At 50.7% G+C, this 21045-nt stretch carries 20 protein-coding genes and 2 pseudogenes; 8 read left to right on the top strand and 14 right to left on the bottom strand.

Features of this window, described 5'->3' with window-relative positions:
• Positions 1-9: 9 nt before the first annotated feature.
• Positions 10-1233 (top strand): zinc-dependent alcohol dehydrogenase, encoded by a 1224-nt coding sequence (locus ACP7BO_RS00900; RefSeq protein ID WP_426208141.1) that lies wholly within the window; start codon positions 10-12, stop codon positions 1231-1233.
• 270 nt (positions 1234-1503) lie between these two features.
• Positions 1504-1935, top strand: coding sequence for a response regulator (locus ACP7BO_RS00895; protein WP_426208139.1), 432 nt, complete (start codon positions 1504-1506; stop codon positions 1933-1935).
• 344 nt (positions 1936-2279) lie between these two features.
• Here ACP7BO_RS00895 and ACP7BO_RS00890 read toward each other — a convergent pair whose 3' ends face one another.
• Positions 2280-2531: a DUF1652 domain-containing protein gene (locus ACP7BO_RS00890; RefSeq protein WP_426208897.1), complete on the bottom strand. Its 252-nt coding sequence runs from the start codon at positions 2529-2531 to the stop codon at positions 2280-2282.
• 326 nt (positions 2532-2857) lie between these two features.
• On the opposite strand from ACP7BO_RS00890, the gene ACP7BO_RS00885 reads away from it, so the two are divergent.
• Positions 2858-3106, top strand: a complete 249-nt coding sequence (locus ACP7BO_RS00885; protein WP_426208137.1) for a DUF6555 family protein — start codon at positions 2858-2860, stop codon at positions 3104-3106.
• 241 nt (positions 3107-3347) lie between these two features.
• On the opposite strand, the gene treZ is transcribed toward ACP7BO_RS00885, so the two are convergent.
• From treZ to ACP7BO_RS00840, 9 genes are all read right to left on the bottom strand, one after another.
• Positions 3348-5153: a malto-oligosyltrehalose trehalohydrolase gene (gene treZ, locus ACP7BO_RS00880; RefSeq protein WP_426208135.1), complete on the bottom strand. Its 1806-nt coding sequence runs from the start codon at positions 5151-5153 to the stop codon at positions 3348-3350.
• Between the two features lie 369 nt (positions 5154-5522).
• Positions 5523-6557 (bottom strand): M28 family peptidase, encoded by a 1035-nt coding sequence (locus ACP7BO_RS00875; protein WP_426208895.1) that lies wholly within the window; start codon positions 6555-6557, stop codon positions 5523-5525.
• Positions 6558-6713: 156 nt separating this feature from the next.
• Positions 6714-7214 (bottom strand): ferritin-like domain-containing protein, encoded by a 501-nt coding sequence (locus tag ACP7BO_RS00870; protein ID WP_426208134.1) that lies wholly within the window; start codon positions 7212-7214, stop codon positions 6714-6716.
• A gap of 152 nt (positions 7215-7366) precedes the next feature.
• Positions 7367-8296 carry a ZIP family metal transporter gene (locus ACP7BO_RS00865; RefSeq protein ID WP_426208132.1) on the bottom strand — a complete coding sequence of 310 codons (930 nt, stop codon included), beginning with the start codon at positions 8294-8296 and terminating at the stop codon, positions 7367-7369.
• A gap of 220 nt (positions 8297-8516) precedes the next feature.
• Positions 8517-9401, bottom strand: coding sequence for a manganese catalase family protein (locus ACP7BO_RS00860; RefSeq protein ID WP_426208130.1), 885 nt, complete (start codon positions 9399-9401; stop codon positions 8517-8519).
• A gap of 132 nt (positions 9402-9533) precedes the next feature.
• On the bottom strand, positions 9534-9761 hold the full coding sequence (locus tag ACP7BO_RS00855) for a PLD nuclease N-terminal domain-containing protein (protein ID WP_426208128.1): 228 nt from the start codon (positions 9759-9761) through the stop codon (positions 9534-9536).
• Between the two features lie 90 nt (positions 9762-9851).
• A complete protein-coding gene (locus tag ACP7BO_RS00850) occupies positions 9852-10298 on the bottom strand; it encodes a DUF421 domain-containing protein (RefSeq protein ID WP_426208126.1) in 447 nt (148 codons plus the stop codon).
• Positions 10299-10305: 7 nt separating this feature from the next.
• Positions 10306-10824, bottom strand: a complete 519-nt coding sequence (locus tag ACP7BO_RS00845) for a hypothetical protein (RefSeq protein ID WP_426208124.1) — start codon at positions 10822-10824, stop codon at positions 10306-10308.
• A complete protein-coding gene (locus tag ACP7BO_RS00840) occupies positions 10821-11330 on the bottom strand; it encodes a CinA family protein (protein ID WP_426208893.1) in 510 nt (169 codons plus the stop codon). The genes ACP7BO_RS00845 and ACP7BO_RS00840 overlap by 4 nt, the downstream gene beginning before the upstream one ends.
• Positions 11331-11975: 645 nt before the next feature.
• Here ACP7BO_RS00840 and ACP7BO_RS00835 point away from each other — a divergent pair.
• Positions 11976-12425, top strand: a complete 450-nt coding sequence (locus tag ACP7BO_RS00835; protein WP_426208122.1) for a low affinity iron permease family protein — start codon at positions 11976-11978, stop codon at positions 12423-12425.
• A 243-nt stretch (positions 12426-12668) separates the two neighbouring features.
• Here ACP7BO_RS00835 and ACP7BO_RS00830 read toward each other — a convergent pair whose 3' ends face one another.
• Positions 12669-12890 carry a hypothetical protein gene (locus ACP7BO_RS00830; protein WP_426208120.1) on the bottom strand — a complete coding sequence of 74 codons (222 nt, stop codon included), beginning with the start codon at positions 12888-12890 and terminating at the stop codon, positions 12669-12671.
• Between the two features lie 405 nt (positions 12891-13295).
• On the opposite strand from ACP7BO_RS00830, the gene ACP7BO_RS00825 reads away from it, so the two are divergent.
• The 3 genes and pseudogenes from ACP7BO_RS00825 to ACP7BO_RS00815 all read left to right on the top strand — a co-directional run.
• Entirely contained in the window at positions 13296-17435 is a 4140-nt protein-coding gene (locus ACP7BO_RS00825) for a CheR family methyltransferase (RefSeq protein WP_426208119.1), read from the top strand.
• A gap of 375 nt (positions 17436-17810) precedes the next feature.
• Positions 17811-18047: pseudogene (locus tag ACP7BO_RS00820) on the top strand (IS21 family transposase); the annotation flags it as partial.
• 150 nt (positions 18048-18197) lie between these two features.
• Positions 18198-18287: pseudogene (locus ACP7BO_RS00815) on the top strand (AAA family ATPase); the annotation flags it as partial.
• A gap of 192 nt (positions 18288-18479) precedes the next feature.
• On the opposite strand, the gene ACP7BO_RS00810 reads toward ACP7BO_RS00815, so the two are convergent.
• From ACP7BO_RS00810 to ACP7BO_RS00800, 3 genes are all read right to left on the bottom strand, one after another.
• Positions 18480-18884 carry a DUF6957 family protein gene (locus ACP7BO_RS00810; protein ID WP_426208117.1) on the bottom strand — a complete coding sequence of 135 codons (405 nt, stop codon included), beginning with the start codon at positions 18882-18884 and terminating at the stop codon, positions 18480-18482.
• Between the two features lie 113 nt (positions 18885-18997).
• A complete protein-coding gene (locus ACP7BO_RS00805; protein WP_426208115.1) occupies positions 18998-19726 on the bottom strand; it encodes a metallophosphoesterase in 729 nt (242 codons plus the stop codon).
• 144 nt (positions 19727-19870) lie between these two features.
• Positions 19871-20260 carry a hypothetical protein gene (locus ACP7BO_RS00800; protein WP_426208113.1) on the bottom strand — a complete coding sequence of 130 codons (390 nt, stop codon included), beginning with the start codon at positions 20258-20260 and terminating at the stop codon, positions 19871-19873.
• A 235-nt stretch (positions 20261-20495) separates the two neighbouring features.
• Between ACP7BO_RS00800 and ACP7BO_RS00795 the strand changes: the two genes are divergently transcribed.
• The gene (locus tag ACP7BO_RS00795; protein WP_228795880.1) at positions 20496-20960 is read left to right on the top strand and encodes a helix-turn-helix domain-containing protein; all 465 of its coding nucleotides are present in this window, start codon (positions 20496-20498) and stop codon (positions 20958-20960) included.
• Positions 20961-21045: the final 85 nt, after the last annotated feature.

Here is a 21045-nt window from a genome sequence, read left to right as displayed (position 1 = left end):
TAAGACGTTATGAGAGCACTCACCTATCACGGCGCGCACAGCGTCAAGGTCGACACGGTTCCCGATCCGGTTATCCAGGAAAGTGATGACATCATTCTTCGGGTTACCGCGACGGCGATATGTGGATCTGACCTCCATCTCTATCGGGGAAAGATTCCAACTGTCGAGCATGGCGATATCTTTGGCCATGAGTTCATGGGGATCGTTGAAGAGGCAGGCTCAGCAGTGACCGCCGTGCAACCCGGCGACCGCGTGGTAATTCCTTTTGTAATCGCCTGCGGCAGCTGTTTTTTCTGCGCAATGGATCTGTTCGCGGCCTGCGAAACGACAAATACAGGGCGCGGAGCGATCATAAACAAAAAGGTGATACCACCAGGAGCCGCGCTGTTCGGCTTCAGTCACATGTACGGCGGTGTACCTGGCGGGCAAGCCGAATATGTGCGCGTACCGAAAGCCAACACCGGGCCCTTTAAAGTGCCGGGGACGCTGTCGGATGAAAAGGTACTTTTCCTGTCAGACATCCTTCCAACTGCTTATCAGGCTGTAACGAACGCGGGGATTGGTAATGGCTCCAGCATCGCCATCTATGGTGCAGGCCCCGTCGGGTTGTTGAGCGCCGCCTGTGCAAGGATGCTCGGTGCCGACCAAATTTTCATGGTCGATCACCATCCTTATCGCTTGGCATACGCGCAGAAAACATACGGTGTAATTCCGATCAACTTCGATGAAGACGATGATCCCGCAGATACGATCATTCGACAAACCAAAGGAATGCGGGGAGTTGATGGCATCGTAGATGCGGTCGGGTTTGAAGCAAAAGGTAGTACGACGGAAACAGTTCTCGCGACACTCAAGCTTGAGGGCAGCAGCGGCAAGGCTTTACGTCAGTGCATCGCCGCCGTTCGGCGCGGCGGCACCGTCAGTGTTCCTGGCGTTTATTCAGGGTTCATCCATGGCTTCCTGTTCGGAGACGCATTCGACAAGGGTCTGACCTTCAAAATGGGTCAGACCCACGTGCATCGTTTCCTACCTGAGCTCCTTGAACACATTCAGACAGGTCGTCTCTCACCTGAAGTCATCATCAGCCACCACATGTCTCTGGAACAGGCCGCTGAGGGATATAAAATCTTTGATAAAAAAGAAGAGGATTGTCGAAAAGTCATTCTGACCCCCGGCGACACACACATCGCTAGTCCGGAGAGCGATAGCAGCGCAACACTGTTGACTACCTAAGTCTATCGGTAAGTGGAAAGGACGAGATGGTTTGGCTTTTTACCAAAAACTCTCGTCGTTTTACATTTGGGGGGCGGCGAACCGAAAATGTTAACGTTTTTTTACCCTAGGCAGCCTCGATTTTTCAGTTCGCTTAGACATTGAAGTCTATCTGTGATCTGAGTCATCAAAAAGGATTGCAAGGGGTGGCAAAAAATACTGAAATGCGAACACACTCAGCTACTAACTCATCAGACGCCGGGCAGTTAAGCTCGGCTAAGGGAGCTTTGATTGATCGTCCAATGGGAAGGTTTCTTGCCAATTGAAGGATCAGTGATCGTCATCGAAGACGATCCGACCTTGCGAGCATTGATGGAAGAAATTGTATCGGAAGTGGGAGGGAAAGCGCTCTCATTTGAGACTGCCGATGATGCGTTAACCTATCTGCTTCAAACTCATGAACAGTGTCGTCTAGTGATCGCAGATCACGGCGTACCTGGCCAGATCCAAGGAATCGAGTTCATCGAAATGGTAGGTAGTCGATGGCCATCAATTTCGGCAATCCTGACCTCTGGATATTTGATAGATCCAGAAGCTGTCCCAGCCTCTAGCATCTATCTACACAAGCCTTGGTCATTGGATGATTTCGTTATCGCTATGGCGACTTTATTGCAGCCCGGCGTAGCGATCATAAAGCCTGACTCACGGGATCGGCGATGCTAGATAGGCCGGGCTCGAATGGGTTACTCTCCTCATCAGAAGCTTCGTGAGTACCTCCTCTATCTCATCAGCAGCGCCGTTTTTATGCTCCGTGAGCGACAACTACCAGTAACGATCTGCTATCAGACCGCCAACCGCTTCTGCCCATAGTGGATCACAGCTCACACCCATCTTTGTGGCTGCCGCTATAACGGCAAGAAGTGCTTACTCAAGTCGCTGTGTACGATCGGAGAACACGGGATGGGCTCCATGAAAATGAAGCCATATTATGACCAATATCAGTTTGACATCAAAGGCGACTTTTGACGGCTATATGTATGCGTCAATCTGCTCAACGCCCCTGCGCTCTAAGCTCGCGCGACTCGAATCTGGTTTTGCATGCCATGCATCTCACTGCGTACGTCGCCAATCATACCGGCAATCGCTCTGCTAGAGTTGAGCTCCGCAGTCGAAACCTCCGTCACCAAAAGCTCCTCACTGCCTGTTGAAGGATCGGTCATCTTAATCATTAACGAGCCATAAGCATTTATGGTGCATGAGCAGAACAATGGTAGGAAGCCACACTCAATAATATGTCGAAGCTCAAGAGCTGAGATCATCGGAGTTTTCCTAGTATCAATCTGCATTCATTGTTGTTCTTCAGGATAAGTATTCAAGGGCTCAAAGTAGGATTATTCGACAAGGAGTTTCAGAGTGACGCTGGCTGAAACGTTCAACCGCGCGGATTCTTTGCTCTCCATTTAGTTGAGAAAAAATGTAGCTCCCGTTGTGATATTCCCATATCACACCTGTTCCAGCTTTCGGAGATTTACGAGATGCTTCGCGCAGCCAACCAGCTAGGAAGCACCCTCGGAAGAATCTCCAAAAAAGTTGGAATTTTTTCGTCAAGTAACAATCATTTGACTATGAGCATAGGGAGGATCTCATGAGCCAAACAGATATTTTTGTGATCGATTACAAGCTTTATGGGCAGGCAAAGTCATTCGTCATTCGCGCTAAGGCGATGCGGAATGTGGACGCATGGCATTGGGCGAGTTGCGATGCCGGTTTAGCCCCAATTCCTAAACCTGGTAAACCGCCCTTGAAGGTCGTATCGAAACCCCAGGCCGAAAGGTTTGGGGTGACAGATGTCAAATGGCGCGAAACAACTACTTTGGTTTGGACTGAGGCGTAGCCATGGGCAACGATTTCCATCACACGGGATGTGACGGCGAACTCACGAGAACTAATGCAGGGCTTTATGAGGCGAAAGACTCGATGAGATCGCCATTAGACTATTGGAACAAAGAGATATATGGAAATGATTGATGATGCACGAACACTGGGCATTCATTGAGTGAGCTAAAAACACCTAAAAGCACCATGCATGAACAACGGCGAATGCAGGGCGAGTGTCGACATAGCTGACACGGTAGTCATTCTTTATGTATGACCGAAGCAACACCCTCTAAAGTGATAACGACCGAAAACGGACTGAGGACATTTTGGAAATATTCTTGATTATCGTCAGATGTTTTAAAAAGAAGGTGCCCGGTAAAGGTTTCGTCTACGCGCACGGCTACCTCTCCGAGATTTAAATCGATGCGAAGGGTAGAGCCGTCTCCCATGCGCCATCGCCCAGAAACGGCTTTATCACCTAATACCTGAGAATCAATCGCGTGAGAGTTCCGTAGCCTTGGGATGATGTCACTCTGACGTATAGACAATAATCTACGATAAAAGAGGAGCCAAGCGAGATGGTCTTGACCTTGTGAATACTTGAAATACGCTGCCCCAAACTTAGGTTTCGAACTTTCGAAAGTTGATGCTGCGTTGGGATCTGGGATGCATTCCCTTTGACTTTCCTCAGCGAACGCGGCGAAATCCGAAAATTCGTCCCTCCGTCCTTCACAGACTTTCTGGGCCAATTCATCGTGAAAGTCGGTGAAAAAAAGAAAACGTTCATCTGCCCCCCATTCATCACCCATGAATATTAGGGGGATCATAGGTGAGAGCAGTAAAAAAGCCGTCGCGGCTCGTAATGCAGGCGCCGGAGTGATATGTACCAAGCGCTCGCCCAAGGCACGATTTCCTATTTGATCGTGATTTTGCAAAAAGAGTACGAAAGCGCTAGTAGGTAGATGACCACTCGGTTCGCCTCGAGGCTGTCCGTGACGAGTAGGTTCGCCCTGGTAAACAAAACCCTCGCTAAGCACACGTGCCAATTTCTCGGTAGTCGCTTCGGCAAAGTCGGCGTAGTAAGAATCTGTTTCGCCTGTCAGCAAGACATGCAATGTATTGTGTCCATCGTCGTTCCATTGAGCGTCGAAACCTTTTTTAAGGCGGTGTGCCTCATTTAACTCGTTCTCTAAGATTAACCAAACCTTTCGGGGCTCTCTAAACTCTTCTCGAATGCATTCCGCAAATTCGTTTAAAAACGTAGGGTCATCAATGGCGTGAACAGCATCTAAACGCAAGCCGTCGAAGCGGTATTCCGATAACCACATGATTGCACTGCCGATGAAGAAATCTCGCACCTCACGACGGCCATAATCGATAGCATCCCCCCAAGGCGTTTTCTTGTCGCTGTGGAAAAAGTGCTTGGCATAGGTGTGGAGAAAATTGCCGTCTGGGCCAAAGTGGTTGTAGACCACGTCAAGAATTACAGCGAGACCTAGCCCATGGGCTGTGTCGATTAATGATTTAAGCTGTTCAGGGCTACCGTATGAGACTTGGGGGGCATAGGGCAGAACCCCATCATAACCCCAGTTGCGGCTCCCGGAGAATTGCGACAACGGCATAAGCTCAATTGCCGTGAAACCCATATCAGCCAAATGGGGCAACATGCTTTCCACAGCGGAATAGCCGCCAATCAAGCCAACATGGAGTTCATAAATTATAGCTTCATGCCATGGTCGACCGTACCATCCGAGATGCTGCCAGCGATAACTTTCTGAGTCGACAACGACACTATATCCATCGGCATCCTCTGCTTGCGCTCTGGAAGCGGGATCTGGAACCTCGTAATCATTGTTGATCTTATATTTGTAGAGGGTGCCAGCAGAGCATTGAGTTTCGAGGACAAACCAACCGTCGTTGCCCGGTAACATCGCCATTGATCTGCCGCCATCTGTCACCACATTTATTGTCTTTGCATCTGGAGCCCAAAGACTAAAACGCGTGCAGTTTGAATCAACAACAACGGCTCCATGGCATCTACTGAGTTCGCTGTTCGCAGGCATTCTTCGCCCCCTTTACATAGATAATCGTTGTGCGAAATTAGAACCACCGCGTCATCAACAAGGTAAACTTGATAATTGCGAACTATAGCTCGGCCTGCTATTACGAATGGTCACTCTTTTGCAATGACCATGGCACGCCATCTTGGAATCTAAACGACTTAATCTAAACTTTCTCTCTTGCCGGTATTATTTAAGACACCCGCACGGCGTTTGCGCAACAGGAGATACCAAGAGCAGCCTGCGATAACGTGGCAGGTATAACCATAAGAAAGCGGGCCCTCACAGGGCGTTTCAAATATTTTAATTTGGAACACGCTCTGCAGACAAACGGTAGGTGCGCTGAGACCGCAGGCAATATTTTTTGTAGAGCTACCAAGTCATCCGTTCGACGTACGTAGCCAGGTACTCGGTAAGCGTCAGCGAGCACGCTTGAATTGCCCCATCCAAAATAAGCTCGTAACCGTGGGTGTTTTCGGTGGGTATCGCTAAGCAACCAGCTTTTGCTGATGAGCCATTGCTCAAGACAGCGCTCGCATCTGAAGCGAAATCAACCAGCAGTGCATATTGTGGGGTGTAACCACAGCGAGCTGCCGCAGCTGCTAAGGATTTCACGACTCCCCGCGTGTAATAACCCTTTTCGTCACCAGTATTTATGATTGGATCGATGCTAAGCCTCGTTCCATACTCGTCCATCACTGGGCCGACCTCAACTGCAATAGTGGTATCACCAGGGAGTGTCGCAGATGCGAACATTGCCCCAGCATTGGATTCTTCTTCCGACGTCGTAAATACAAAATAAACATCGCAAGTCAGCTCATTTCGACGATGACTTACTTGACGCGCGGAATCGATCACTGCTGCCATGGGAGCACGATCATCCAAAAAATGCGCCGCGACAGCGTCACCAACGCGAAACGGCTTACGCCAGTGGCGACTCAACACGACTCGCGTACCTGGACGCACTCCATGACTACGAAGAATTTGTAAAGAAGAGCGCGTAACCACATGAACATCATTCCAATGCACGTTTCCCGATAACACATCACCTCCTTGAGGAGCATTCTGCGTTGCATGCATTGAACCGAAAGACAAAACTCCTGGGATAATTTCGTTATCACCCAGAATATCCACCGGACACATGCCGAAATTCACCGGGTTCGCGCCGCCTAGCGCGGTTACTCTCAGCGTGCCGTCTTCATTGACGCTCTTAACCACCATTGCGATTTCGTCCATGTGCGCCATGACCCGCACAGATCTCCGCCTTTCGGGAGTCTCTCGCTGACTTTTGATAAGTCCTATGACGTTGCCTGCAGCATCAACCCATGTTTCGTCGCAAAGAGGGGTGATGGTTTGCATGCATATTTCGCGGACTTCATCTTCCTGTCCCCCTGGCCCACGAGCCATCAAGAGCTGAGCTAACAACTCGGAAATCGTGTTTTGCTGATTTGAGCCCCTAGAAATAGCATCATGTTGTGCATCACACATTTTCGGTCTCTCGCTCAGGCTCATTAAATGACAAGCGGCGCTATTGCAGCGCCGCCCGATTTCAAATCACAGCTGTCACTTGGATTCCAAAGTTGCAGCCTGGTTGCCGCCCTGTTCCGCAATCTTGGTCAATTTATCATCAGCCCCTTTTTCTTCAGCGAGCGTCGCTGCCAACATCGCTGCAGCGTCGTCAAGCTTGAGATGCTTGGCCATTGCTATTAAGGTGCCGTAGGCTGCTATTTCGTAGTGCTCCACCTTCTGCGCCGCACCAATTAACGCTGCATCCAAGACCGCACCCTTCTCGATCTCTTCCAAAAGCTCTTTCGACTCTTCAACCAGCCCCTCCATCGCCACGCATTTCATGCGCTTCAGTTTGATACCCGTAAGCTCGACCAGTTGATCAATACGCTCGATCTGACCTTGGGTTTCTTCCAAGTGGGAGGTAAACGCGTCTGCCAACAGGGGGTTGGTCGCTGCTTTCGCCAAGCGAGGCAACGCTTTGGTGATTTGTTTTTCCGCACTGTAAACGTCAGAGAGTTCATGGATAAACAAGTCTTCGACAGTTTTTCTAGCCATTTCTAAACTTCCTTCTGGTCAGTCTTCGTGTCGCCTCGTGGGCGTCCGCACGGGATCAGCATGCATGCAAAACTTGCCGTGCATAAAGACTGACCAGCCTGTTTTACGATGTGTTCCGAAAATTTTCAGGGTAACGGATAAAAGGCTCATTGCTAACCCAAAGCAGTATCTAGGAACATCATCAACCCAAAACCGAGCATCAGTCCCAAGGTCGCAGGAGTCTCATGACCATTGCGGTGCGTCTCTGGTATGACCTCATGAGACACCACAAAAATCATGGCTCCAGCTGCCAAGCCCAGCGCAATGGGATAGCCCAATGCAAAGCTACTAGAAATGCCTAATCCCACAATCGCTCCAATGGGTTCCATCAATCCCGATCCCACAGCAAATAGTGCTGCGCGAAGCGCTGAGATGCCTGTCACACGCAACGCTAGGGCGACCGCCAGACCTTCGGGTATGTCTTGGATGGCGATGGCAGTGGTCAGTGGCAGTCCGACCTTCATATCGCCGTTGGCGAAGCTCACTCCAATAGCCATGCCTTCCGGCAGGTTATGCAGAGTGATTGCCAGGACGAACAACCAAACACGATTGATACGCTGTGCGTCTGGCCCTCGGCGTCCGCTTTTCTCATGTTCGTGAGGAACGAAACGATCAAGGCCAACCATCAGCGCTACGCCTAATCCCAATCCCGCAACAACAACGCATGCTGCGAGTAACTGATTTTCGCAAAGGGCCTGAGCTGCTTCGATACCAGGGAGAATGAGGGAGAAGGAACTGGCGGCCAGCATCATGCCGGCGGCGAAGCCCAGCATGATGTCTTGTGTGCGGGCTGCGATTTCTCGTAACGCAATCGCTATGACAGCTCCCATGGCCGTTGCAGCGAAACCTGACATGCCACCGAGAAAAGCGAAGTGCAGATTTTGTTTGTTAGCGCCGACAAAGGCGCCATACCCGCAGATGAGTAAGAACAATGTTACGCAAATCAAGATTGACCAGAAGGCGCGCCCGCCCCACCCAGTTCCTGAGAAACGGGCGAACCAGGAGCTAGGCGGTGCGGCTGATGAGGTCAACGGCTCGGGCATGGTACCTCCTATTTTTTCGAGTCGTACTTTTCAGTAGATACGGAAAGCGACAGTAGGAACTGCCTGGATACGCGTTGCGCGTCACGTTCAAAAGCGACGTAGGTGGAGTAGAACATCTCCGAAACAGTTAGATTTTGATGCGTAGTTTTTTTGATGACCACGGTGTGAATCCCTCTGAGTCACATGGAAAACCGCACGCCTGATGGCGTGCGGCCACTTCTCAAGGTTGTGTTTCGCCTTGTACCCCGGCCCCTAAATCTGCACCCGTGATCGGGTTGCTTTCTGGGGCGGACATTGTCCTGGCTTTCATATCCATCAGCAGAGCCTCGTCCTCAGCGCTCAATTGCACAGAGGCGGTGCCATCTCCACCATCCACTGCAGGCGCCGGATCTTCCACGAAGACCCATTCGTCCCCTTCGTTCCAGGGGCCGCGAATGCTGCCTTCGCCCTGTGACATATTGAAGTAGACGTTGGTGAACTCCGGCATGCCCGGTAGTTTGCCCTGAGGGAAATTTGGTTGGATGGCGTGCAATGCTTTTTCGAAAGACATCTGGTGGGCGATTTCACGTGTCATTAGAAATCCCAATGCCTCTTTCACACCGGGATCATCGGTGACATTCATCAAACGCTCGTAAACAATTTTCGCTCTCGCCTCGGCGGCGATATTCGAGCGCATGTCTGCTGTGGGTTCGCCAATGGTATCGACGTAAGCTGCCGACCAAGGTACGCCAGCCGAGTTAATCAAAGGAGCACCTGCGCCATACAACAGACTCGTGATGTGAGAGTCGTTACCGGCTCCGTTGATGGCGCGGTATAGCTCGCCTTCTTCCTCGACACCTTCGGCCATTTGTCCCTTGGCGCCCTTGTTCAACATCACGATGATCGACCCGACAATCTCAAGGTGACTGAGCTCTTCGGTGGCGATATCCATCAGTAGATCTTTTCTGCCTGGATCATCTTCCGCCAACGCTTGGGTGAAGTAGCGGGAAGCCGCTGCGAGCTCGCCCTGAGCTCCCCCAAACTGCTCTAGTAATAAATTAGCTAAGCCAGGGTTTGGCTGGGCAACCCGCACGGTGTATTGAAGTCGTTTGTTATGTAGGAACATGACATTCTCCTCAGGTGAATAAGGGCTGCGGTTCACTCGGTGATAGACCGAATTCCAGCCCACAAACATCTGAAGCAAGTGCGCCAGGGTTAATTTCAAAAACCTTCGGCGCGAACGACGAACGGATAGAGATTATCCTTTACTGTGTTCTGGCGACGAGGGGCCTTCTTTGATCCCACGAGGCCCCGCAACACCCCAAATGATCAAACCTAAGACCGGGAGGATAATTAGGCCAAACGCCCATGCTGCTTTTATGCCTACCGTTTTGTCGCTTCGAAACACGCTAACAATCGCCCATAGATCGACGAGCAGAATGATCACGGCGACAGCAATCGCGAAATAGCTGGTAGCTTCAGACATGTTGTAACCCTCCTCAGATAGTTAAATCTTAGGCCGCAGACTAATCAGGGTGTTCCAAGCAAATCTCGGGACGCATGTTAGCCTCAGAAATTAATCCTCTCGGGCAATGATGGAAATCTTGCCGTTGCGCTCAATGATCGCGTACTTGATGTCTTCCAGCGTCTCAATCCCCTGACTGGATCGTGCGGCTTCCATGACGTCAGCTTCGACCAGTCGGGCCTGACGTAGCCGTTGATGAAGAAGCTTGCCGTTTTCAACGATAATGGTGGGCTCACCATCGATCAGCCGTGAAACCCATCCCGAGCGTTGCTTGAGCAAGGACAATCCGACATCGATAGAGATCAACGTAACAATGACGATCATCGAATTGGTCAGCGAGAAATCATCACCTAGCAGCGCTTGCTGCGTAGCCTCGCCAATCATCATCAATAGAACGAAATCGAAGGTAGTCAGCTCCGCCAGTGAGCGTCGCCCAGCAATCTTGAAGAGCACCATGAGCGCTAAATACATGGCACCTGCACGCAAGACCGAATCCATAAATCACCTAAGGGAAAATGAACTGCACAAGCTTTATACCGTTGGTGCCCGGTGAAGAGATCTGACTTCGATGGAAGCCAAGGCCGTCCCCTCGCAAGGTAATGTACAGCGTCGCTTGACCATCAAGATCAGTCTGTAGCCAGAGCCTGATGCCCTTTGAAGAACTTCTTGAGCGCAGAGGTATCGGTTGTAGAGTTTCGATACTAAAGCCTTCCATTAGCTGACCTGCGAGCTCCAGCTCTACCTGAGTATCTGGCGTTGAGCTCAAAGTGATTTTCATCGAATTAGTCGAGCCATTGCGATGGAACATTTCATATTCCACCCTGACCTTTCCGTCATTGCTACGGACATCTCTTGAGCTGAGCAAGCCTCTGGAAAAGACGCCCATCAATCCCATCAAAACTACTAAAACCAATACGTACCAGCCTAGGCGCTCAAAACGCCAGACCTTCTGTTGATAGGCCATGTCCTCGCGAATCGGATGTTCGCGGCTTCTCAGATCTGCATTATCGGAGTCTTCGCTCATGAAGCTTTAACCTTCTTGCAAGCTCGCGCTCGACAATGAAAATGCGGTAGCCATTGCAACGCATATTCCGTCGCCTCTGCTTGAACATGACAACGTCCTCCGAAGAATCTGTGTTCGCGACTGAACACATGGCAGTCATCATCCGACTGAAACGCCCAGGCAAAACAAATTGTGCCTGCAGGGATTCCATCGACATCGTCCGGCCCCAGTATTCCGGTAGTCGCCACTGCGGCATTAGCGGTGCTATCTCGCAAGGCGCCAGTAGCCATTTCTCTCGCCACTTCAACGCTAGTCAGGTTGAAGGTTTTGATAGTTTGCGGGCTGACATGGAGTAGTCGCTCCTTCGCTTGGGGCGAGTAAACGACGTAGCCACATTCAATTAATTCGCCGCTGCCCTCAACCTCTGATAACAGCGTGACAATTTTGCCCGCCGTACACGACTCCGCTGTGGTAATCACCAATGCGTTATCACGCAGGTATTGGACAGTGTCGCTAGCAATGGACATGGCCAGAATAACCTCGGTGGTAATTGTCTCCAGCGAGCGCACGCATGTACGCCTCGTCTGCTTCCCTTCGCAGGTCGCGCCATTTGTACCAGCTGAGAACTCCCATGCAATCCAATTTATCCGCCTGGCGCAGCAGCTCGTCGTGATAGGCGTCTGAGCAATCCGTCCTCAATTCAAGATTTCCCAAGCCACTGTGCCAAGCATCCAAAGCGAGTAATTTGGTTTCTCGTGGAAATGTCAGTTGGTTCTTTAAAGCGTTCATTTCGCTCACCTCGAACATTTTCCAGTTGAGCTACCGATTCCGAGTTAGGTTCAAAATGTCTGACGAAATGCAAATATCTGAACAAAAGTAGGCGGAGGCGCCTTACCCAGCGAGAAAGACCTGAGCACGTAGACGTAGGGGTGGGTGACCTGTCAGATCCTCGTCAAGGATTCGCGTACAAAGAATTGTATGGTTTTTCACCTTGTCGACCCTTTGAGCTAAAAAGGGGTTATGTGGGTTGAAGAAATCCCAGCAAACTTCTCATGGTGTCAGGGAAGAAATTGATTCCCGTGACAGGAGAATCCGACGAAAGGGAAAAATGTAATAAAATGTTTCAAGTGGTAGGGTTGTCTGTATCATAAATACTACGAGAGTTCGCAATCATGAAATTCGCAAGTTTCTGCCAAGCGCTTTCCAACTGGGCAGGCAGTTCAAAAACCTTCTTACTGGCCATCGTTTTAATCGGAGTTTGGGCGCTCACAGGGCCATACTTTCATTACAACGATACATGGCAGCTGATCATCAATACCTCGACTACCATCATCACCTTCCTGATGGTTTTTCTGATCCAGAACACGCAAAACCGTGACAATGACATTTTGCATCTCAAAATCGACGAGTTGATTCGAGCCACTAAAGACGCACAAAACGCGACGTTGTCCTTGGACAACATGGGGTCAAAAGACCTTCGAAAGCTCCGGGAACAGTACAGCTCTCTCGGTGAAAACGATCAACTCAATCTCGACACAGCCTGCACGAACGAGGTGCTTTCCGTTCAACCATCTCGTCAAGCCAAAACGTCTGAATCCGATCCAGAAGGCCTCCAAAGGTGAAAGCCTCCTCTTTCAATGCTGAGGTCATTGAGGTCTTCTGCCTGTGAAAGTCGTCGTGAGGCCGACCCTGTAATAGAGCATCTGAGCTGGTGTCTTTTGTGTCTACCTTGTTGGAGGCCCAGTTAGTTCACCTCTGAGTGACTGGCGCGATAAATAATTCACCACGCAAGGCATAAGTCAAAAATTCGACCGTCTTATAATCCTAGGAGAGGTGGCGCTGTGCGATTTGCGCCCGCCATGACCTTAAGTGCCTTGGCCGAGACCTTCCACTGCACGGCTATAGTTTGCGGTGGCCTTCTCAATCATCCGTCGACGGTCTTCCCGGGTGACAAATCCTTCCTCGCAATACTCCTCAGCAAGGCGAAGTAGTTCGTCGTACTGTTCCGGAGCGCTCATTCGAATCTCAGGGTGTTCTAGGAGCTGATGCCATGTCGCCAACGCGTGCTCTTTTCTGTCTTCATTCATGATGAAACTCTCCATGGTGTCATGTCATCAGTAGAGACAAAGTATTTCGCGCAGTTCAGCCCTGTCGATGAATGGCGGTTCGCCTGTGCTTTCTCCGCTATGCACGTCCCAACTGATCTAGTATCGCCGCTCAAGGGTCGTCGTATGAAATGGCTTTGGATTGGATTCTTCGGTGGTGCAATCTATCTCAATGAATACTCGTCTGTTTAGTCTTCTGCTTCGACACATTCGCGCCAGCCAGCATATTTAAAAAGGTCTCTCTCACTTTCCCTATGGGCTATTATTTAATGTCTCCTTTCGAGGTGTTCGCTCGCCGCAGATTGTGGTTCGCCATGGACAGCCGTAGCTAACAAGCTAGCTCTAGAGGTGATCCCCACAATCTGTGACCACGATAGGACTTACGTGATGAACACCAAAAATGATGCGGACGCAGATCGCCCGCAGCGACAGGATATTCAACCTAGCCATCTAGGCTTTCCGGTGGTAGGTATTGGAGCTTCCGCAGGAGGTTTGCAGGCTGTTCAGCATTTTTTCGAGCATATGCCAGCTGACAGCGGGCTGGCGTTTGTGGTGGTTATGCATTTGTCACCCGATCACCAAAGCAGTGCAGGAAAACTGATCGCTTCCCGAACTAAGATGCCCGTCACCCCATTGGTTTCTGCTACGCCCATCGAACGCAACCATGTGTATGTAATATCTCCTGCGCAGCGCCTGTCGATGAACGATGGCTACCTACGTGGTTTGCCCCCGGAGCCAAGAAATGGTCGACACGTAACCATCGACCTTTTCTTCCGTGATCTCGCGGACGCTCATAAGGAACTAGCTTTCTGCGTGGTCTTATCAGGTACTGGATCTGATGGAGCCGTTGGGCTGTCGCGTATCAAGGAGCAAGGTGGTGTCACCCTAGCCCAGCATCCAGAGGATGCCGAGTTTGACGGGATGCCGCAGGCGGCGATCAATACTCACAAAGTCGATTTCGTACTACCGGTTGTCGAAATGCCGCAGAAAATTCTGGATGTATGGCACAACGCCCAGCGCATTCAACTTCCAAATGCTGTGGATATCCAACCAGGTTCTCCGCCTAAGCTAGATGAACGGGCTGTCGAACAAGCAGAGCAAGCGTTGCTTGATATTCTTATCAAGCTGCGCTCGACTACCGGTCATGACTTCAAGCACTACAAGCGTGCCACAGTTTTGCGTCGTATCGAACGCCGTATGCAGGTGACCACACAGCCTAATTTGCCCGCCTATTATCGCTACATCTGTGACCATGCTGATGAGACCAAGGCTCTGCTCGATGACATGCTCATCGGCGTAACCAATTTCTTTCGCGACCGTGAATCATTTGAATCATTGGAGCGCGAAGTGATCCCCCAGTTGTTCGCCCGTCAAAACAGCACCGATAGTACCCACGAGATACGAGTCTGGTCAGCGGGTGCATCCACAGGGGAAGAAGCATATTCACTCGCTATCCTGCTTAATGAGTACAAAGCTGAAACGTCATCTGATTTCACAATTCAAGTTTTCGCCAGCGACATTGACGACCGCGCGATAAGTACCGGGCGCAAAGGGCTGTATTCTGAGGCAATCATCACGGATGTCTCACCCGTCCGTCTGCGGCAGTATTTCGTCAAAGAAGATGCCGATTATCGCGTTCGAAAGGATATCCGAGAGCGAGTGTTGTTCGCCAAACACAGCCTGTTAGTAGATCCGCCTTTCTCTCAAATAGACCTGATTGTCTGCCGCAATCTACTTATTTACCTCGACCGTGATATTCAGCGCGAAATTCTACAGATGTTTCATTTTGCGTTGCGAGCCGGTGGATATCTCTTTCTCGGTACCTCTGAATCAGCGGATGCTTGCCCTGAGCTTTTTACCACCGTCGACAAAAAGAATCGTATTTTTCGTGCTCGCGGCGGCCCCAATACGCACAGACTACCTGCCATGCCCCGTGGTGGTTACGCACGTACCATTTCATCGTCTCTGCCTAGTGATACGCGACCGGTGAAAAAGCCATCCACGGTCGAACTCTATCAACGGGCTGCAGAGCGTTTTTCTCCACCAAGCATCATCGTTAATAGCGAAGCCGATATTCTCTATATCAGTCAGGGCGCTGGTCGATATCTTCAGCATATGACCGGAGAGGTCAGCAATAATCTTTTATCGCTAGTGGGCGGAGATCTGCGCCTGGAACTGCACACTACCATCTTCCAAGCTCAACAATCTGGGCAGTCCGCTCGGGCACGTCCGATCAACCACAACCGTGATGGACAGCATTATCACGTGCAGATCGAAGTGCATCCGTTCACGGACTCTGAAACAGAGCTGAACTGCCTTTACATCTTGTTCATCGAGCAAGAAATAGACGCACAGAACGTTAGTTCCAACGCTTCCGTGCAGCCTGAGAATCAGATGCTTTCTAATCTGGATCGGGAGTTGCAACGTACCAAAATGCAACTTCAGGAAATTATAGAGCAATCGGAAGTCTCGAGCGAAGAACTAAAGGCCTCCAACGAGGAAATGCAGGCGATCAATGAAGAGCTACGTTCTGCGTCCGAAGAGCTGGAAACCAGCAAGGAAGAGTTGCAGTCAATAAACGAAGAACTCCTCACTGTAAACCACGAGCTGAAGATCAAGGTTGAGGAAACAGACCAGGTCAACGACTACCTAAGCAATCTGATCAGCTCTACCGATATTGCCACTGTTTTTGTTGATCGAGAGCTGCGCATCAAATGGTTTACGCCCCGAGCTACGGACATCTTTAGCATGCTGGCGGTAGATACAGGTCGCCCCTTAATGGATATCACTCATCGCCTCAAATACGACGGAATTGCCGAAGATGCCATTTTAGTATTCGAGACCCTCAAGGGCATCGAACGTGAAATCGCGAGTTCCGAGGGCCGTTGGTACATCGTGCGGATCTTGCCATATCGATCCAATGTGGATCAGATAGGCGGTATCGTTCTGACCTTTATTGACATCACCTCACGCCGCGAGGCTGAGCAAGAGCTTCGGTTGAGCGAAGAACGAATGCGTCTGGTCACAGAAAGCACCCATGACTACGCGATTATCGTGCTTAACGAGGAAGGCTTTATCACTGATTGGAACGACGGGGCGAGGAACACCTTTGGCTTCAGTCGGGTCGAGGCGGAAGGTCAGCATTTTCGCTTCATCTTTTCCGCCGAGGATCAGCGCGCAGGTGTGCCAGAAATGGAGCTGGAAACGGCACGCACCGAAGGTCGCAGTGACGATGAGCGCTGGCACGCACGCAAGGATGGCAGCAAGTTTTATTGCAGCGGCGAGGTCACAGCATTGGCGAGCAAAGGCTTTCAAGGCTTCGTCAAAATCGCACGCGATCTGACTGACCATATCAATTTGCACGAAAAGCAACAGCAAAGCCTTAATGCATCGCTGAGTTCCAGCCAGCAAAAAGATCAGTTCTTTGCGGTGATGTCGCATGAGCTCAAACACCCGCTAAACCTTATTCAGCTAAACGCCCAGGTGGCGCGTCGGCTTCCAGTTGCGAAGAAGGATCCGACTCTGCAAAAGGCAATCACCACCATCACTGACGCGGTAGCCAGCCAAGCGCGCATCATCGATGACCTCATGGACGTCGCGCGGGTACGCAATGGCAAGCTGCAGTTGCAATGCAAGCCGCTGGATCTCGTGGTGGTACTCAATGAAATTCAACAAGTCGTGCTGAAAGCAGAACCCGGATGCAAGATTCACTTCACGACACCTGAACAAAGTCTATTCATCGATGCAGATCAAACCCGGATAGAGCAGATCATTTGGAACCTGATCAGTAACGCCATCAAGTTCACCCCTGCTGAAGGTACGGTGCAAGTTGTCACGACGAAACTGGAGCAGGCTGTACGTATCGAAGTGATCGACACTGGGCCGGGTATCGAGAATGACCAATTGGAATATATCTTCGAGATGTTCGGACAGGCCGACCATCGCCCTTTAGGCCAGCACCGAGGTGGCTTGGGGATTGGCTTGGCGTTGGTCGAACAACTGGTTAAAAGCCACCATGGCGTGATACAGGCGTATTCTGAGGGCGCGGGTAAGGGGTCACGCTTCACCGTAGAACTTCCACTAACCGAAGCATGTGAACAGCATGCCTTTAATGACCCCGATAACGAGCAAGGTCAGTTGGCTGGCATTCGTATACTCCTCATCGACGACTCACAGGAAGTCTTAGAAGCGTTACAGCTACTGCTTGAATTAGAAGACGCCCACGTCCTGGCGTTCGATCACCCATCTAAAGCTCTGTCAGTGGCTCACACGCAACGCTTCGATGTAATTATCTCGGATATTGGACTGCCGCACATGGATGGTCATGAGCTACTTGCTGCGTTACGTAAGTTACCGGAGTACGCAGCCGTGCCGGCAATTGCTCTCACAGGTTACGGTGCTGCCGGAGGTGCGCAGTACCAAGGGGAAGGCCGATTTGATGCATCTCTCGGAAAACCGGTAGCCCTGGAGGATTTGACAAGCTTGATTTGCGGGTTGGTTACTACGCACGGTGAAAAACGATCCTAGAAAATGTGAACAAATCGGCGTCCTCGAAAAATTTATCGACTCTGTATGGGCAGATAATCGATCTGGTTGTTGACAGCGACTGAGGCTAATTCGGTTTTTAGGTTTTTGTGGACAAGTGCGCTCTGCGCTTCCGATGCTGGATTGTCCCGCGCCGAACGAGCATAAACCTTTAAAGAAAACCACTATTTGCTTCCTGCAGGATCTCGGAAGTAACCGACATAAAAATCGGCGATGTAAGTCTCTCGAATGCCGGGCTTGCCAGTATCTGTTCGGCCTAAGCCAAACCTGCAGCGTGAATCAAATCTACTTGGGTTCTTGACTCGGCTCTCAGGGCCACCATCATCCCGTTACCCACTGAAGCGGGTTCGCCATTGAAGGGCTGAGGGTTACGACGGCGGTTACAACCAGCTCACGGCGTTTGTCCGCTTTTGCCGGTGCGAGCAAGGCAAGTCAGTACGCGCTTTTGTACCACTGACCTTTGCCCTCGGTGAGGCCTTTCAGTTTGACTGGAGCGAAGAAGGCCTGCTGATCGGTGGCCTGTTATAACGTATCCAGGACTCCCACATGAAGCTGTGCACCTGTCGCGCATTCTGGTTGGTTGCGTACCCCAGCTAAGGCCACGAGTTGGTCAGTGGGCCAGCAGCCGTTTGTACCCTTTGCGGATTGTGGTCATTGCGGACGAAACAGTGATTGCCAGTCACGAGCGCCTCTTTGATCGAGATCAGGTCTGTTTTGACCGGCAGCACTACATCCCGCTTATCGAGCGCAAGCCTAGCCGCCCAGACAAAGATCAAGTCACGAGAACGAAAGCGCAAGGACGGAGATTATATCGAGGAGGATGAGCCATTTTGATCCGCACCATAAATGCCCTGCTGCATGCATAAAAGCAGTGGGGCTTGATGCGTCTTGAATCGGAACACTGCTGCTAAGCTTATCCACAATTACTGGGACAGAAATCAGTAATCCTTCTTGGGTCAGTTTTCAATCAGCGCCAATAGGCCAAAGCTCCAAAATTAAAAATTATGTGTATGTGCTGACCGTCGATTACCCGGTTTTCATGGAAAAAGCAGCGCCAATGCTTGCCTCTTTTCTCAGACCAGAACCTAAAAGGAGGTAGGCGGTACTCTTGGTTTCAAACATGCAGCCTTCAGTGAAGGATTTGCCGAAGTTACTGCGTACCCACATGCCAGATTGAAAGCGACCTTTACTGTCCAGCACGACTTCGTGAGCGAAAAGCGTCGCGGGAAGTAGACCGAGGCTCGTAAGCTTTTCCCTTTCAACCGGCGTCACGGTGAGGTCGATCAAGATCCACTGTTTCACCACACAGAATGCTTTGCCTGGAAATGTCTTTGCAGCCAAAGAGATCAGTTCTTCTTCAGAGTCCTGCCAGCCAGGCGATTCATCTCCAGCTCCGTATAATAACTGCGAGATTTCATTCAAAGTGACCATTCAAAAACCTTAGATTTGCACTAAATACCAACCGTTCGAGCATGCTCACACCCGCTAGTTATGATCTATCAACTCCTAGCTCAATGGAGGACACTGACGAGATCCATTCACCCTCAAACCACCACCAAGCACTCAGGATCGAAGCCTGTGCTTTGACCCGGATAACCGCGTGGATTGGACACCACTCGACACCCTTCCTTTGAGAAATCCGCCGCAACGTGGGTATGCCCATAAACCCAAAGATCAGCCTTACTAAGTAACTCTGACCAATCGTTTGCATAGGCTGCAGCCAGATGTCCGGGATGATCGCCACTCAGATGATCCAACACAGGTGCATGATGTGTGACAACCACTGTTTTGCCGTCGAAAGGTCTATTAAGCTCCTGGGTTAACCAGCGGTGAGCTCTCATGGATTTCGCGACTAGGTCATCTGGACGCAAGCGCCTGTAATCCAAGTCGGCTCGAATAGCCAAGAAATCGTTCATCGAATCCCATGCAACCCGCTTTGCCGCAAACACATCACCGGTAGCCGAATAATCCGTCCAGGCAGTTGTGACCAAAAAGCGTGTGCCATCGAGAATGAGCATCTCGTTTTCGAGCACATGCACATGGGGCAATGCCGCATCTTTCATTTTTCGCAGTGTGTGACCTATGTGCCCACTGTAGTACTCATGATTGCCACAAACATAGATAACATGGCACTGGAATGTGTCGTTCGCCCATGAGACTCCACGCGATTTGATATCAATATCGCCGGCGAGAATCACTACGTCCGCGTTGCTGGTAGGAGGTTCGAATCGCGAGAATTCGTTATGCAAATCTGAATAAATTTGCAGCTTCATAGCATTTTTCTCTTTATGTAGCGGCAGTAGCTAACGAGCCCGCTCGCAGTTCCATGCCAGCCTAGTGCGACCGCTGATGCGCCGTAAAAAGATTAAGTGACATCATCCAGAGTCACAGCCATGTGTCCTCCTGATCATGGAACTTCATTGCCTTGCGCTCGTGTAGATCCGGCCTACATCCGTTACGAACTCGTAGACCGGATTCCTTTCGGTACCGGCCTGAATCCGAATATCGGATAGGGGCTCCATGGTGTATGAGCCCTGATTATTCTTTGCAGGCGGCTGGATAAGATGGATTTTGCTCACGCTCAGGAAATTACCAACCTCTGCTGCGCGCATCATTTGGATGGTGCTCACATCCGTGACGAGATGCGCAACCGGGCCTATGCATCCATCCTCCCATCCCATGCCTTCGATCAGAAATGTGTATTCACAACGACTGATGTCCACTGATCTCCAGAGCATCCGAACACTCTCCGGCACTTTAAATTGCCCCTGCAGCTCACTGTTATAAGTTACAAACACGGCAAACAACCCAGTCCTTGCCCTGCCAAACCTTTGATCGGTTTAGCTCAAGGCGATCCTCTAGATAAACGCTGCTAATACATTTGGCAGCCCGATAGGGAAGCTGCTGAAGCATCCCCAATTTGCGGGTCAGCGCGCCGCCCATTGAATGGACATGATAAGGAAGCTGCCCACCAATAACAACATATGATATTTGGTGGGCCTACACGACTGTGGCTCTATTCTTCCTTTTGAGATACTGAACGTGAAGGAAGAGCTAGCCATCACCCTACGCACCATCCGGAAACTGAAAGGATTAGGTTATGAAGCCCTAGCAGGGACTATCAGCCAGAGCAACCTAAGCTTGCTGGAACAAGGGAAAATCCAGGCTACGCTACCGACCCTTGTAAAAGTGGCCGAGACGCTCGGTATCAACCTTCTTACGCTCATGGCGTTATGCTTGGCGATCCGTGACAAAGAATCTCCCGAGTCCGAGTTGAAAAAGGCGCAAAAGGAACTCCTTTGCTTCATAGAGTCGGGGGGGCTCAATATCATGGAGGATCAAATGCAGGATGGCGCGTTGAAAAAGCGCGGTCGTGGCACTCGAGCGAACGCCCAGAGCGTCAGTGCTGTGATTAGCTTGAGAAAGCAGGGCAAGACCCAAGCGGAAGCTGCCCGTGAACTAGGCCTGCCCACATCGACGGTTCAGCGGTATTGGCAGAAGGACTGATTCTTCGGGGGATGACCTTTGACTGCGCCACGCTCCATCAACTGCCAACCGGTAAACAAGCTCTCATTTCGCAGAGTTAAAATAC

It is taken from the genome of Pseudomonas sp. TWR2-1-1 (genome assembly GCF_049897045.1).
Lineage (GTDB): Bacteria > Pseudomonadota > Gammaproteobacteria > Pseudomonadales > Pseudomonadaceae > Aquipseudomonas > Aquipseudomonas versuta.
The sequence above is the reverse complement of the archived record's forward strand: the minus strand, read 5'-3'. Positions and strand labels throughout refer to the sequence as shown.